At 70.6% G+C, this 15,124-nt stretch carries 11 protein-coding genes and 1 tRNA gene; 6 read left to right on the top strand and 6 right to left on the bottom strand.

Annotation, left to right across the window (positions count from 1 at the left end):
* Positions 1-21: 21 nt before the first annotated feature.
* Both ACFVUT_RS32765 and ACFVUT_RS32760 read right to left on the bottom strand, forming a co-directional pair.
* Positions 22-1,551 carry an amino acid permease gene (locus tag ACFVUT_RS32765; RefSeq protein ID WP_389657894.1) on the bottom strand — a complete coding sequence of 510 codons (1,530 nt, stop codon included), beginning with the start codon at positions 1,549-1,551 and terminating at the stop codon, positions 22-24.
* A gap of 126 nt (positions 1,552-1,677) precedes the next feature.
* Positions 1,678-2,685, bottom strand: coding sequence for a hypothetical protein (locus tag ACFVUT_RS32760; RefSeq protein WP_389657897.1), 1,008 nt, complete (start codon positions 2,683-2,685; stop codon positions 1,678-1,680).
* Positions 2,686-3,134: 449 nt separating this feature from the next.
* Between ACFVUT_RS32760 and ACFVUT_RS32755 the strand changes: the two genes are divergently transcribed.
* The 3 genes from ACFVUT_RS32755 to ACFVUT_RS32745 all read left to right on the top strand — a co-directional run bounded on the left by ACFVUT_RS32755 (position 3,135) and on the right by ACFVUT_RS32745 (position 7,519).
* On the top strand, positions 3,135-4,568 hold the full coding sequence (locus ACFVUT_RS32755; protein ID WP_389657900.1) for an FGGY family carbohydrate kinase: 1,434 nt from the start codon (positions 3,135-3,137) through the stop codon (positions 4,566-4,568).
* Positions 4,569-4,826: 258 nt separating this feature from the next.
* Positions 4,827-6,272, top strand: coding sequence for an NAD(P)/FAD-dependent oxidoreductase (locus ACFVUT_RS32750; protein WP_389657945.1), 1,446 nt, complete (start codon positions 4,827-4,829; stop codon positions 6,270-6,272).
* On the top strand, positions 6,269-7,519 hold the full coding sequence (locus ACFVUT_RS32745; protein ID WP_389657903.1) for an FAD-dependent oxidoreductase: 1,251 nt from the start codon (positions 6,269-6,271) through the stop codon (positions 7,517-7,519). The genes ACFVUT_RS32750 and ACFVUT_RS32745 overlap by 4 nt, the downstream gene beginning before the upstream one ends.
* Positions 7,520-7,526: 7 nt before the next feature.
* On the opposite strand, the gene ACFVUT_RS32740 is transcribed toward ACFVUT_RS32745, so the two are convergent.
* On the bottom strand, positions 7,527-8,177 hold the full coding sequence (locus ACFVUT_RS32740) for a hypothetical protein (RefSeq protein ID WP_389657906.1): 651 nt from the start codon (positions 8,175-8,177) through the stop codon (positions 7,527-7,529).
* An 80-nt stretch (positions 8,178-8,257) separates the two neighbouring features.
* On the opposite strand from ACFVUT_RS32740, the gene ACFVUT_RS32735 reads away from it, so the two are divergent.
* Positions 8,258-9,019, top strand: coding sequence for a cobalt-precorrin-6A reductase (locus ACFVUT_RS32735; protein WP_389657909.1), 762 nt, complete (start codon positions 8,258-8,260; stop codon positions 9,017-9,019).
* 92 nt (positions 9,020-9,111) lie between these two features.
* Here the strand turns inward: ACFVUT_RS32735 and cobF are convergent, their stop codons facing one another.
* Both cobF and ACFVUT_RS32725 read right to left on the bottom strand, forming a co-directional pair.
* The gene (gene cobF, locus ACFVUT_RS32730) at positions 9,112-9,867 is read right to left on the bottom strand and encodes a precorrin-6A synthase (deacetylating) (RefSeq protein WP_389657912.1); all 756 of its coding nucleotides are present in this window, start codon (positions 9,865-9,867) and stop codon (positions 9,112-9,114) included.
* A 102-nt stretch (positions 9,868-9,969) separates the two neighbouring features.
* On the bottom strand, positions 9,970-10,506 hold the full coding sequence (locus ACFVUT_RS32725; RefSeq protein ID WP_389657915.1) for a DUF309 domain-containing protein: 537 nt from the start codon (positions 10,504-10,506) through the stop codon (positions 9,970-9,972).
* A 108-nt stretch (positions 10,507-10,614) separates the two neighbouring features.
* On the opposite strand from ACFVUT_RS32725, the gene ACFVUT_RS32720 reads away from it, so the two are divergent.
* The gene (locus ACFVUT_RS32720) at positions 10,615-13,248 is read left to right on the top strand and encodes an ATP-binding protein (RefSeq protein ID WP_389657918.1); all 2,634 of its coding nucleotides are present in this window, start codon (positions 10,615-10,617) and stop codon (positions 13,246-13,248) included.
* 50 nt (positions 13,249-13,298) lie between these two features.
* Positions 13,299-13,372: transfer RNA gene (locus ACFVUT_RS32715), tRNA-Pro, on the top strand.
* Between the two features lie 110 nt (positions 13,373-13,482).
* Here ACFVUT_RS32715 and ACFVUT_RS32710 read toward each other — a convergent pair.
* Positions 13,483-14,700, bottom strand: coding sequence for a tyrosine-type recombinase/integrase (locus ACFVUT_RS32710; protein ID WP_389657921.1), 1,218 nt, complete (start codon positions 14,698-14,700; stop codon positions 13,483-13,485).
* Positions 14,701-15,124: the final 424 nt, after the last annotated feature.

Genomic DNA, 15,124 nt, shown 5'->3' with positions numbered 1-15,124 from the left:
GAGGACGAGGGCAGGACCGGGTCAGACGATGCCTTCCTCGATCTCCGCCTGCTCACGGGCGTTCCCGTACGCCGACGGGGTGCTGTACGAACCGCGCGCGACGAACCACCAGACGGTGGCCAGGACCAGTACCGCGATCAGTGCGATCGACGCGTAGTTCATCGAGTCGACCGTCACCGGGGACGACTGCGGGAGCAGGAACAGCACGGTCACGATGGCGACCCACACCACGGCGATCCAGCCGATCGGCTTGCTCCACCGGCCCAGATGCCACGGCCCGCGCTCGAACCGGCTGCCGGAGCGCAGCTTGAGGAAGATGGGGATCGCGTAGGCGGGCGTGATGCCGATGACGTTGATGGCGGTCACCGCTCCGTACGCCGTGGCGGAGTAGAGCGACGGCAGCGCGAGCAGACCGGCGACGACGACCGACAGCCACACCGCGTTGACGGGCGTCTGGGTGCGCGAGCTCACCTTGTGCCACAGCGCGGAGCCGGGCAGCGCGTTGTCGCGACTGAACGCGAACACCATCCGGCTGGCGGCGGCGACCTCGGCGTTACCGCAGAACAACTGCGCCGCGATCACGATCAGGAGCATGGCCGTGGCACCGGAGGTGCCCAGCGCGTCGATCAGGATCTGCGCCGGAGGCACACCGGTCGCGCTGTTCTGGGTGCCCGCGTAGTCCTGGATCGCGAAGGTCAGCCCGGCGAGCAGGACGAAACCGGCGACCCAGGAGACCCAGATCGCGCGGACGATGCCCTTGGCGGCCGTCACCGAGGCGTTCGACGTCTCCTCCGACAGGTGGGCGGAGGCGTCGTAGCCGCAGAAGGTGTACTGGGCGAGGAGCAGACCGATCGCCGCCACGTACAACGGGTTGTGCCAGCCGGTGTCGTTGACGAACTCGGTGAAGACGAACGACGGCGACTGGTGGTGCGAGGGCACGATGGCGAGCACCGCGACGATCACCGCAACACCGATGAGATGCCACCACACGCTGATGGAGTTGAGGACGCTGACGAGACGGACACCGAAGAGGTTCAGCACGGCATGCAGCAGAAGAATGCAGGCAAATATGATCATGGTCTTGCCTGGTGTGGGGGTGAATCCCCACTGCAGGTTCATGAACGCACCGGTGAACAGCGCGGCACCGTAGTCGATGCCGGCGATGGCACCGAGCAGCCCGAGCAGATTCAGCCAGCCGGTGTACCAGCCCCACTTGCGGCCACCGAGTCGGTCGGCCATGTAGTACAACGCACCGGAGGTCGGGTAGGCGCTGGTGACCTCGGCGAGTGCCATGCCGACGCACAGCACGAAGAGGCCGACACCGGCCCAGCCCCAGAGCATCACCGCCGGGCCACCGGTCGACATGCCGAACCCGTACAGGGTCATGCAGCCGGACAGGATCGAGATGACGGAGAAGCTGATGGCGAAGTTGCCGAAGCCTCCCATGCGGCGGGCGAGCACCGGCTGATAACCGAGCTCGCGCAGCCGCTGCTCCTCGTCCTGCGGCGGGGTGGCCTCCGCGCCCGACTGGGTCGAGGTGGATAGGGACATGGGAAGAACCTCCGTGAGCGGTGAGGGAGTAGGGACGGAAAGGTGAATCGGTTCGGAAAGAGGTCGTCCGCGTCGGGGCCTGCCGGAGACGCGGCCCGGGCCGCGCGGCGTCACGGCCCCCGTGACTCAGCCGTGCGACCCCCGCCCGGGAGCTCGGGACACGGCGAGACAGCGGCTGCGGGCGCGCAGGAAGACCTCCTCGGCGCCCCCCGGGGCCTTGGGGTCACGCGTGCGGTACACCCAGGGCACCGAGGTGAAATAGGAGCCCAGCGCCCGGAACACCGGTGCGGCGTCGGCGAACTGGAGGGCTCCCCACAGCGCGTGGGCCAGATAGTTCAGGTCGAGCAGGGACTGAGAGACCGCGTCCGTACGGCGGAACCACAGATCGAGGGCCCGGACCGCGTCCCGTTCGGCGTCCTCGGTGACCCAGTGGAGATCCAGGGCCTTCTCGTGACCGTGCTCGCGACGGTAGCGCTCCACCCGCACATACAACGGCAGCACATGCAAAGCGGAGCCGTCGGGAGCGGAAGAGGCCGCCCACTGGACGAAGTTGACCGCTTCCGAGAGACTTCCGCCGGCCTTGCGCGCGTACACGAACTGGAGCATCCGATGGTACGCCTCGCGATTGCACGGATCGCGCTTGTCGGCCTCCGCCAGCAGCCCCCACGGACCGGGGAAGAGCATCGGCCCCGGCGGATGCAGCCGGTGTTCCTCAAGCTGCTGCCGCTCGTCCAACTGGGACAGGGCCAGCAGACAGACCCACGGCACCGGGTCCGCGGGCGAGGTGTGCGCCGCGGTCCGGCAGGCCGCCCAGGCCTCCTGCCACAGCTCCTGCGCCCGGTGGTGGCCATCGCGGTGCGCCCGCACGGCCCGTTCCACGAGAACTCGTGCGTGCATCACGGCAGCCGCGACGCTCCGCGGCTCCTCGGCGAGCCAGGCCTGCACCGCGTCCGAACCGGCGGCGATGGCGCCGAGCACCTGCGTGCGCTGTGTCCACAGCGTCCAGTCCGGCGTGCCCTCCAGCAGATTGCGCATGGACAACCAGCGTCCGGTGCGCAAGTCCTGTAACGCGACGCGTAATTCGTGGTCATGGCCGGCCGGGTGGTACACCGGCCGGAAGTCACTGTTGGCCATGGACGAGCCCTGCCCCCGTGCGACGGAACGAACGGAAGGGCGCGCGGCGGGTGGGGAATCTCCTCAGCACGTCACGCAACCCGGCGGCATGGAGCCCGTGCGGAGACGGAAGGCCCGGGAGCGGAGATCGGCGTGCTCGGGGCGGTGTTTCGTTCTCATCAATCCTCAAGGACGTGGGGGGCGAAGCAGCTGTTGAAAGACGAACTGCTCGAAAGCGTCCGGTTGTTGCTCGGCGGTGAGTGTAAGGCCAGTTGCGCCGAACTCCGGACCGATTTGCGGATCTTACTCAAGTCATCCGATTTGTAAGGACGTTGATCGTCACCCGGTCGTTCCGGGGGTGAACACGACAAGCCCTTGACGTACGCGGTGGTCTGCACGACTCTGGGCGTCGTAGATCATTGATCACGATTCCGTTCAAGCCGTAGAGCTTTCGCACCACTGGAGTTTCGATGACAGGCCCGGTACTCGCCGTGGACCAGGGCACGTCGGGAACCAAGGCTCTGGTGGTCTGCCCCGAGCGCGGCGTGATCGGTTCCGGTACGGCGCCGGTCCGGCCGCGGCACGGTGCCCAGGGGTCGGTCGAGGTCGACCCCGCCGAACTGCTCGCCTCGGTCGTCGACGCCGGCCGCCGTGCGCTGCACGAAGCCGGTGAGCCGGTGGCCGCCGTCGGCCTCGCCAACCAGGGCGAGACGGTGCTGGCCTGGGATCCCGACACGGGACGGCCGCTCACCGAGGCGATCGTCTGGCAGGACCGGCGATCCGCCCCGCTCTGCGCCGAACTCGCGGAACACGACGAGCGGTTGACACGGCTGACGGGGCTGCCGCTCGATCCGTACTTCGCCGCGCCCAAGATGGCCTGGATCCGGCGTGAGCTGACCCGCGAGGGCGTCGTCACCACCAGCGACTCCTGGCTCGTCCATCAGCTGACCGGCGCGTTCGTCACGGACGCGGCGACCGCCGGGCGCACCCAGCTGCTCGACCTCGACCGGGTCGGCTGGTCGTCCGCCGCACTGGACATCTTCGGCCTCGGCGACGAACGCCTCCCGGCCGTCGTCGACTCCGACGGGACAGTCGGCACGACGACCGCCTTCGGCTCCGAACTCCCCCTGACCGGACTCCTCGTCGACCAGCAGGCCGCCCTGCTCGCACAGAACGCGCTCGACCCGGGCGACGCCAAATGCACCTACGGGACCGGTGCGTTTCTGCTCGCCCAGACCGGACCGGCCCCGCGTCGTGGTTCCACCGGGCTGGTCAGCTGTGTGGCCTGGCGGCTCGGCGGACGTACGAGCTACTGCCTCGACGGACAGGTCTACACCGCCGCATCCGCCGTCAACTGGCTCACCGGTCTCGGGGTGATCTCCGGCGCGGCGGACCTCGACCCGGTCGGCGCGACCGTTCCCGACTCCGGCGGCGTCACGTTCGTACCGGCACTCGCCGGACTCGCGGCTCCGTGGTGGCGCGGCGATCTGCGGGGATCGGTGACCGGTCTCGGCCTCGACACCACGGCGGGCCACCTGGTGCGTGCCCTGTGCGAAGGCATCGCCGCGCAGGTCGTCGAACTCGCCGAAGCGGTCGCGGTCGACCTGGGCTCCCCGCTGACCTCGCTGCGTGTCGACGGCGGCCTGACCCGCTCCGCACTGCTCATGCAGACCCAGGCCGATCTGCTGCAACGCCCCGTCGAGGTGTCGGCGCTGCCCGACGTCACCGCACTCGGCGCCGGAGCCGTCGCCCGCCTCGGCCTCGACCCCCGGCTCCCGCTCCGGGAGGCGTTGCCCGAATGGAGGCCCGCCGCGGTGTACGAGCCCCGGATCGGCGCCGACGAGGCAGCCGAACGCCTCGCCGGATTCCGCGCGGCCGTCCAGACCCTGCTGGACCATGCCTGATCCGCACGCGAGCCCCATGTCGCCGCACGTCCCGTGCAGACGCTGCCGGACCCTGCCTGACACGCATGCGAGCCCCATGTCGCCGCACGTCCCGTGCAGACGCTGCCGGACCGTGCCTGACACGCATGCGAGCCCCATGCCGCCGCACGTCCCGTGCAGACGCTGCCGGACCCTGCCCGACACGCACGCGAGCCCCCCGATCACCACAGCCGGAACAGCCTCCGCTGGACCGTGCCCGATGTGTACGAGAGCCGCACGATGAACCGCACGATCACCACAGCCGGAGACCTGGCTGCCGCCGCCCCCGGAACGCCGGAGGCCGGCCCGCGCGACACCCCGCTCTACGACGTCACCGTGGTCGGGGCGGGCGTCGTCGGCGCCGCCATCGCCCGTGAACTGGCCCGCTACCGGCTGCGGACCGCCCTCGTCGAGGCCTCGGACGACATCGGCAACGGCACGTCGAAGGCCAACACCGCCATCCTGCACACGGGTTTCGACGCCGTACCCGGCTCACTGGAGGGCCGGCTCGTTCGCGAGGGGCAGCACAGACTCCGTGCCTACGCCGCCGAGAGCGGTATCCCCGTCGAACGTGTGGGTGCCCTCCTCGTCGCCTGGGACACACAGCAACTCGACGCGCTCCCCGCCCTGTTGGGGAAGGCGGAACGCAATGACTACCATGCGGCCCGCCTGCTGGACGCCGATGAACTGCGGGTCCGCGAACCCCATCTGGGCCCCGGGGCCCTCGGCGCACTCGAAATCCCCGACGAGAGCATCATCTGCCCGTGGACGACCCCGCTCGCCTACGCCACCCAGGCCGTACGGTCCGGAGTCCATCTGCACCTCAACTGCCGGGTGCGGCACATCGACAGCGGTGACGGCGGCCACACCCTCACCACCACTCGCGGGACACTGCGCACCCGGTATCTGGTCAACGCCGCCGGACTGTACGCCGACGAACTCGACCGGCAGCTCGGCCACGACGTCTTCACCGTCACCCCCCGCCGCGGCCAGCTCATCGTCTTCGACAAGCTCGCCCGCGACCTCGTCAGCCACATCCTGCTCCCCGTGCCCACCGCCGCCGGAAAGGGCGTCCTGGTCGCACCGACCGTCTTCGGCAACGTGCTGCTCGGCCCCACGGCCGAGGAACTCGACGACAAGACCGCCACCGGATCGACCGCGGACGGTCTCGCCCTCCTGCGCGACAAGGGCCGCCGCATCCTGCCCGGACTGCTCGACGAGGAGGTCACGGCCGTCTACGCCGGACTGCGCGCCGCCACCGGCCAGGAGGACTACCGCATCCAGGACTACCCGGACCAGCGCTACATCGCAGTCGGCGGTATCCGCTCCACCGGACTCACCGCCTCCCTGGCCATCGCCGGGTACGTCACCGAACTGCTCGGCGGCGCGGGTCTCGCTCTCGGCGAGCCGTCCGAGCTGCCGCCCGTCACCATGCCCAACCTCGGCGAGGCGCTTCCCCGCCCGTACGAGAACGCCGGACTGATCGCCGGGGATCCGGCCTACGGCACACTCGTCTGCCACTGCGAACGGGTCTCCGCGGGCGAGATCAGAGACGCCCTGTCCAGCACGATCCCGCCGCTCTCCCGGGACGGGCTGCGCCGCAGGACCAGAGCCGGCAACGGGCGCTGCCAGGGGTTCTACTGCGGGGCAGAGGTCCGCGCACTGATCGAGGGGGACCGGCTGTGAACCGGCGTGAGCGGACCGTGGACGTCCTGGTCATCGGAGGCGGGCCGGCCGGCCTCGGCGCCGCCGCCGAACTCGCCGCGTCCGGTGCCGGACGCGTCGAGATCCTGGAGCGCGAACAGACCGCGGGCGGCATCCCGCGCCACTGCTTCCACGGCGGTTTCGGCGGCTCCAACGGATTCGGCGTCCGTACCGCCGGGGGAGGGCTGACCGGACCCGCGTACGCCCGGAAATGCGTCGCCACGGCCGAACGCGCCGGAGCCACCCTGCGTACCGGTGTCACCGCCACCGGCTGGGCCGGACCGCTGACCCTCGACACCACCGCACCGACCGGACTGGAACGGATCACCGCCCGCGCCGTCGTCCTCGCCACCGGCGCCCGCGAACGCCCGCGCAGCGCCCGCCTCGTCCCCGGCACCCGCCCGGCCGGCGTCCACACCACCGGCGAACTGCAGCAGGCCGTCCACCTCCACCGGCAGCGGATCGGCACCCGCGCGGTCGTCATCGGCAACGAACCCGTCAGCCGCGCCGCGGTCGACACCCTGCGCGTCGCCGGACTGGAGGTCGTCGCCCTGGTCACCGACCAGCCTGCCACCCGCCTCACGGCCCCGGCCCTGCGCGGCGACCGCGTCCCGGTCCTCACCCACACCACCGTCACCGCCCTGACCGGGCGCGAGCGGCTCACCGGCGTGACGTTGCGGCACCACGACGGCCGGACCACCACTCTGCGCTGCGACACCGTCGTCTTCACCGCCGACTGGATCCCCGACCACGAACTGGCCCGGCGCGGCGCACTCACCCTGGACCCCGGCACCCGCGGCCCCGCGTACGACGCCTCGTACCGCACGACCGAGACCGGAGTCTTCGCCGTCGGCAATCTGCTGCACGGAGGGGAGAGCGCGGCCACAGCGGCCGCCGAGGGCCGGGCGGTGGCCGCCCCCGTACTGCGTCACCTGGCGGCCGGGGCCTGGCCCTCCGGCCGGCCGGCCGTCGCGGTGGGTTCCCCGTTCCAGTGGATCGCACCGAACCTCATCGGTCCGGGAGGGGACATGCCGCTCCGTGACCGCTTCACCCTGCGCACCGTCCGAAGACTGTCCTCACCACGGCTGGTCGTCCGCCAGGACGACCGCGTGCTCCACCGGCAGCGACTGCTGCTGCCCGCCCTACCGGGACGCCCGATCCATCTGCGCGCCGACTGGCTCGACCGGGTCGATCCGCACGGCTCGGCCGTACGCATCGACCCGCACTGACCGTACGTCAGGGAATCAGCAGCCAGTCCGAGCCGATCGCCGCCAGCAGACCGACGGCCAGCAGCCAACTCCCGAGCCGGGTACGGCCGTTCCTGCTGAGTTCGATCACGATCCCGCAGAGGATCAGCGCGAGGCCGTACACCCCGACGACCAGAACGGAGGACCGGCTGGCGATGCGCAGCGCGAGCACGACCGCCATCGCCACCATGCCGACCGACGAGAGAACGATGCGCAGCCGTCTCGCCTGACGCGGGGTCAATCTGCGGTCTTCGGACTCGGCGGCAGCCCCGGGACCGGAGTGCGGAGCCGTCTGCGCCTCGGCCCCTGGACCGGCCTCGGGATCGGTTTCGTCCTCGGGATCGCGATCGGGATCGGGTTCCGGGGCGGGCGACGCGTCGGCCTCGGACCCGGATTCCGTGCGGGGCCGCGCAACACGCTCGGAACCGCGTCCGGCAGCCGTGTCGGGAACGGCCTCGGAACCGGGTCCGGCTCCTGTGGCCGGGACGGTCTCGGAACCGGGTCCGGCCGCTGTGGCGGGGACGGCTTGGGAATCAGGTTCCGCGACGATCCGCGCAACAGCCCCGGAATCAGGTTCCGTGACGGTCTTGGCAGCGGCTATCGGGGCGTCCACGGCCTGGTCCTGATCAGAAGTGCTCATGGAGGCGGATCGTAATGGCTGCGGACCGCCCTGTTCACCGCTCCGGGCGTCCGGTGGCGAAAGTGACGTAGGTTCGGTGCATGTCCGGCCACATCCTGATCCTCGGTGGTACGACCGAGGCCCGGCAGCTCGCCGCCGAGCTGACCGGGCCCGGCGGCGACGCGACGGTACGCATCACCAGTTCTCTGGCCGGCCGGGTCGCCCGGCCCAGGATGCCCGTCGGCGACGTGCGCGTCGGGGGCTTCGGCGGTTCCCAGGGGCTCGCCGACTGGCTGCGTACCCACGATGTCGACACCGTCGTCGACGCCACCCACCCGTTCGCCGCCACCATCAGCGCCCACGCCGCCGAGGCCGCGAAGGCCACCGGCACCACACTGCTCGCGCTGAGACGGACCGGCTGGACGGCGGGCCCCGACGACCGCTGGTACCCGGCCGACGACCTCGCGCACGCCGCCGCGCGACTGCCCGCCCTGGGCCGAAGGATCTTCCTCACCACCGGCCGCCTGGGCCTGGCGGCCTTCGCCGCCGCCCCCGGCGCGGACGCGCTCCACTTCCTCGTACGTTCCGTCGAGCCCCCCGCACCACCGCTGCCCCGCCACACCGACGTGCTGCTCGACCGCGGCCCGTACACCGTCGACGGCGAGACGGCACTGCTGCGCGAGCGCGCCATCGACGTCCTCGTCACCAAGGACAGCGGCGGCCACGCCACCGCGGCGAAACTCACCGCGGCCCGGAACCTCGGCCTGCCCGTGGTGGTGGTCCGCCGCCCGCCACCGCCCCACGGCGCAACCGTCGTTCACGATGTGCCATCCGCGCTCCGGCTGCTGCGCCAAGAGAGCTGATCGGGAAGGCTGATCAGGATGGCCGGCCAGGAAGGCCGATCGGGACGGCCGGCCAGGAAAGCTGATCAGGATGGCTGGTCAGGGTGGCAGATTCAGCCGCGACGCAGCAGATAGGTGTCCATGATCCAGCCCTTGCGGGCACGTGCCTCGGCGCGCAGTTCCTCGATCCGGTCCGACACCTCGGCGAGGCGCCCCGACACCAGGATCTCGTCCTCGGTCCCCACGTACGCGCCCCAGTAGATGAAGAGGTCCCGGTCGAGATGGCGGGTGAAGGCCTGCCGTGCGTCGAGCATCACCACCACGTCGTCGACCCCTTCGGGCCAGCCCTCGGCCAGCCGCCGCCCCGTCGTGATCTGCACCGGCCCCGCCACCCGGTTCAGGCCCGTGCGGTGCTTGGCCAGCAGCGCGGACACACTGCTGATCCCAGGAATCACCTCGTGGTCGAAGGCGACCGAACCCCGGTCGAGGATCGCTTCGAGGATGCCGAGTGTGGAGTCGTACAGCGCGGGATCGCCCCACACCAGGAACGCCCCGCACTCGTCCTCGCCGACTTCTTCCGCGATGAACCGTTCGTACAGATCCGCGCGGCGCCTGCGCCAGTCGTCCACCGCGGGTGAGTAGTCCGATGCTCCACGGTCCCGCTCCGGATCCCGGGCCTCGACGAGGCGGTAGGAGGCGTTCTCCACATGCACGTCGAGGATGTCCCGCCGCAGCCCGGTCAGATCGGACTTCTCCGCACCCTTGTCGAGGATGAAGAACGCATCCACCCGGTTCAGCGCCTTGACGGCCTGAAGAGTCAGGTGGTCGGGGTCGCCCGCGCCGATACCGATGACATAGATCTTTCTCACCGCACCGAGTCTGCCCCATGCGTAGCCGCCCCGGACGCCCGGGTTGCCGTCCGCCGGGCCGCGGAACCGGCGCCTCCCGCGCAGCCGCCCCGGATGCCGCGGCTACCGTTCGCCGGGCCGCAGGCACGGCGCCTCTCGCGCCGCGTCGACGGGCCGGGCGCGCTCCGTGTCGACGGGCCGGTCACGCGCCGCGTCGCGGGGCTCCTTCGCCTCGACCCGCCCGGCCAGCTCCTCGGCCCAGCCGATCAGGTCGTCGATCCCGACCCCGTACGGCCGGGAGCCGCCGGACTCCGCGAGTGCCGCCGCGCCCCTTCGCAACAGCCGGGCCCCGCCCGACGCATTGCCCCGCGCCGCGTGCGTCAGCCCCACGGCCAGTTGCGCCAGACCGCGCCACAACTCCCTCTCCGCCGACGGCCCCGACTTCCACGCGTCCTCGAACACCTCGTGCGCATGGAACGGCATCCCCGCGTCCAGCAGCCGTTGTGCCTCGGACAAGGTCTGTTCGGGAGTGCGTACCACCCCCTCGGGCTGCCGCTCCACCCCCGCTGCCCCGTACGGCAAAGGGCGTCCCAGCCCGTCACGCGGGCGCGCACTGCGTGCCCGGCCCTCGGCGTCGCGGTCCCTGTGAGTCTCGTCCACTCCTCGATTGTGCCCCGCACCTGCGGCGAACCGGCCGAACCGCTGTCGGTGGACCCCCGATCACGACTAGTGTCGACAGTCATCCGCACCACTTTGGGGAGGGTAGGGATGAAGCAGTCCCGGCCGCTGTACGAGCGCGAACCGGAACTCGCCGCTGCCGCACAAGCCGTGGACGCCCTGTGCGGCGCCCACGCGGCCGGCGGGCTGTTGATCTTCAGCGGCGAAGCAGGCATCGGCAAGACGGCACTGCTCGCCGAGATCCAGGCCATGGCGGTGGACCGCTGCACGGTCTGGTCCGCGCGCGGCGGCGAAACGGTCACGTCCGTGCCGTTCCACGTCGTACGCCAACTGCTGCAGCCCGCGCTCGACCAGTTCGCGCCCGACGAGGTGCGGGCCCTGTTCGGGCCCTGGTACGAGATCGCGGCGCCCGCGCTCGGACTCGCCCGACCGAGCGGCCCGCAGCCCGATCCGCAGGGTGTGCGCGACGGCCTCGACTTCGTCGTGTCCCGTCTCGCGTCCCGGCTGAGCCACCGTCCGCTGCTGCTCATCATCGACGACGCGCACTGGGCGGACGGCGAATCCCTGGCCTGGCTCGCCTCGTTCACCACGCGTCTCGGCGAACTTCCCGTCCTCGTCGTCCAGGCCCACCGGCCGGAGGAACTGGCGGCACGGACGGAGGAGAGCGGCTCGGGCGGTGCCCATCCCGCCCAGGTCCGGGTCGCGCTGCGCGCCCTCACCCCGGACGCCACCGCGGAACTGGTCCGCGCGGCCCTCGGCGAGCACGCCGACGACCCGTTCTGCCGCGAAGTGTGGGCCGTCACCGGAGGCAACCCCTACGAGGCGGTTGAACTCGTCGCCAAGGTCCAGGACCGCGAGCTGGCACCACTGGAGGAGTCGGCGGGGCTGCTGCGCGAACTCGGCGCATCGGCCCGCGGCAGCGGCCTCGTCGCACGGCTCGAACGACTCGGCACCAACGCGAACCGGTTCGCCTGGGCCGCCGCCGTGCTCGGCACGGAAATCGCGCAGGACCTCGCCGCCACACTCGCCGGCATGAGCCCCGCCGAGGCCGCGGACTGCACGGCGCGGCTGCGCGAAGCCCGCATCGTCACCGGCTTCGACCCGCTGGAGTTCGTCCACCCGCTGATCGCCACCGCGGTGTACCGATCCATCCCGCCGGCCACCCGCACCGCCATGCACGGCCGGGCCGCCTGGGCGATCACCCGCGCGGGACTCGGCCCCGCCGCGGCCTCCCGGCACCTCCTCGAAGTCCACCCGGACGACGACCAGGAACTCGTCGAGCAACTCCGCGAAGCAGCCAAACAGCACCTCGCGGTGGGCGCCCCGGAGGCTGCCCGCCGCTGCCTCGAACGCGCCCTGCAGGAACCGCCGCGCCAACGGCTCAAGGCCACCCTGCTGTACGAACTGGGCTGCGCCACGCTGCTCAGCTCCCCGGCCACCACCGTCCAGCATCTGCGGGCCGCCCTCGACACGTCCGGACTCGACGACGACCAGCGGATCGACGCCACGTACCGGCTCGCGGCAGCGCACTCCCACAACAACCAGCTGAAGGAAGCGTCACGCGCCCTCGCCGCCGAGGCCGCGCGTACCGTCCCCGGCCCGGGCCTGATGCGGCTCCAGGCCGGGGCCTTCCTCTGGGAGGGCATGCAGGCCGCCGAGGACGACGGACTCGCCCGTTCAGCCCGGCTCGCCCAGAACGCCGACCATCTCTCCGGCCGCAACAACTCCGAGCGCGCCCTGCTCACCATCCGCGCGTTCGACGCCATGATGCGCGGCGAGAACGCCCAGCTCGTCGTCGACCTCTGCGAACGCGCCCTGGTCGACGGCCACCCCGCCCGCGGGCTCGGCTGGACCGACACCGAATGGGGCTTCGAACTCCCCACGCTGGTCGGTATCACCTACGCCTTCACCGACCAGCTCGACCGCGCCGAGGAGCTGTTCGGCGAGGCCGTCCGGGCCTTCGAGATCTCCGGCTGGAGCGGTGCGCACCTCGCGTTCGCACACACCCTGCTCGGGCTGGTCCACCGCCGTCGCGGCCGATTGGCGGAGGCCGAAGGCTTTCTCCGTGAGGGACTGCGCCTCGCCGACCGTGTCGGCAGCGGACTCCCCGTCCACTGGGACGCGGCCTGCCTGCTCATCGACACCCTGGTCGCCCGCGGCCGTGTCACCGAGGCCCGCAAGATCGCCGACCGCTACGACTTCGGCTCGCCCTACCCGAGCGCCATGGTGCTGCCGGACGCGCCGTGCGTACGCGGCAGGCTGCTGCTGGCCGAAGGCCGTACGAAGGAAGCCATCACCGAACTGGAAACAGCCGGTCAGACCCTCGAACCCCGCGGCAGGTTCAACGGCGTGTGGGCGCCCTGGGCCGGCGATCTCGCCCGCGCCCTGGCCGAGGAGGACCCGGGCCGCGCCGCGCAACTCGCCACCTCGGCCCGGGTGCACGCCGAACGGTTCGGCACGGACACCGCGATCGGTGAGGCGTTGCGTTGTGTCGCTCTCTTCGCCCGCCCCGACGACGCCACGCATCTGCTGGCCGAATCGGTCCGCCACCTGGAGGCGTCCCCGTCCGCGTACGAACACGCCTTGGCCCTCGTCGACCACGGCATAGCGATCCGCTCCCCGCGCGAGCTCGCCAGAGCCCACAAACTGGCCACCGCCTGCGGCGCCGAATCCCTGGCAAACCGCGCCCACCAGGCACGGGCGTCGATCCGGTCCTCGGAGTGAGGTAATGTTTGTCCTGCGCAGCCCCCCGGGAACACCGGGAGGAATCGCATCGGGACGTGGCGCAGCTTGGTAGCGCACTTGACTGGGGGTCAAGGGGTCGCAGGTTCAAATCCTGTCGTCCCGACTGGAGACAGTCGCAGATCAGGGCCGGTTTCGGAGCAATCCGAAACCGGCCCTGATCATTTTTTGGGGACCAGTTGGGGACCAGCTGGAGGTCCGGCATCCTTGACCGGGTCAGCGCGTCATGACGATGGGGCTCGGCAGCGAGCGCGGTGCGCGCAGCACGTTGAAGTGGGCCGAGAGCGCCGCCCCGGCGGCCGTGATCTTGTGGACGTCCGGGTGAAGGTAGCGCTGGGTGGTGGTCAGTGAACCGTGGCCGGCGATTCTACGGAGCACGTGTACTTGGACCCCGGCGTCGGCGAACCAGGTCAGTCCGGTGTGTCGGAGGTCGTGGCGGCGCAGATGCTCGTAGCCTAGCTTGGTGACCACCTCGTCCCAGTGTGTGGCGTCGCGCAGGACGGCAGTGGAGATACGTCCGCCTCGCGGGCCCGTGAACAGGCGGGCGTCCGGATTGGGGCCGGCGGACAGGATGCGCTGGGCGACGAGGGGACGGATCTCCTCGACGATGGGAACCTTGCGGGCCCGCTTGCCCTTGGTGCCCTTGTCGGTCAGCCCGCCGGGCGCAGGTGTGGTCTGACGCCGCACGGTCCAGATCCACTGGGTGGTGTCGATGTCTCCGACGCGGCAGCCTGAGATCTCTCCGATCCGTGCGGCGGTGCACGCGGCGAAGATGACCACGTCTCCCCAGCCGCGGTACTCGTCGTGGGAGGCGGCCACGAGTGCGTCGGCCAGTGCGACGAGTGTTTCCCAGTCGGGCAGGGCGAGTGCGCGTGGGTCGAGCAGTTCGTCCTCGGCCTGCTTGTAGAGCTTTTGCCAGCCGGTGACCCGGGCGGGGTTCACCTTGATGATGCCGTCACGGACAGCCTGCTCCATGACCCGGACCAGGACGGCGATGGTGTTCTTCACTGTTGAGCGGCTGTGCTCGTCGGCGATCCAGTTCTGCACGGTGCGGTCGACAGCACCGTTGGTGATCATGCGGACTGGTAGGTGCCCCAGGGTGGGCACGACTCGCATGCGCCAGCCGGCGAGATACGGGTCGAGTGTTTTCAACTCCAGGCCGCGCAGGGCGAGATCCATGTTCGCGTTGCCGTATTCGGTGAGCTTCATGGTGGCGAGTGACGGGGAAAGCCCTGCCTCCGCAGCTTCGATGATCGACTGGAGCCACTCCTGCGCTTCGTCTTCGTCAGCCTTTCCTTCTGACAGGGACAGGCGGCGCTTCGTAGTCGGATCGAACCAGCGAACGCGTGCGCGGTAGGGGTTGAGGCGATCAGGCCGGTACTCGATGTCGGTGGTGAGCCGGACACCGACCGGCACAACGGCTTTCTCGGCCATCAAACTTCTTGGCGCGGGACGGTCCGGCGGCCGTGCAGCCATTCCTCAACGTCGAGCGCGCTGTACATGACGACGCGTTCCGAAACGGTGACGAACGGCGGGCCCTGGGGAGGCCGGGCAATGCGCCAACGGCGCAATGTGGAGGAATCTACATGCAGGCAGGCGGCTAGGTCGCTCGTCGAGTACCAGCGGTTGGCCAGGAGGGGGAACCGGCTGTCATCTTGAACGTATGGGGCGCAGTCCGCACTGTTCGCGCGCGCATGGTGGTCTGGATGGGTTGATATCGGTTCGATGGGCAAGTGTGCGCAATCTCCGGGAAATTGGAGCACCTAAGAGCTCATAACACGATCTTGCTGAAACGTCCTGGTGGGCCGTAACCGGTGTGATGATTCGGCCGTTCGAGAAGGTGTGGGTACTCGACCGT

The sequence above is a fragment of the Streptomyces sp. NPDC058051 genome, assembly GCF_042885475.1.
Classification (GTDB): domain Bacteria; phylum Actinomycetota; class Actinomycetes; order Streptomycetales; family Streptomycetaceae; genus Streptomyces.
This window is presented reverse-complemented; position numbering and strand designations above follow the sequence as displayed.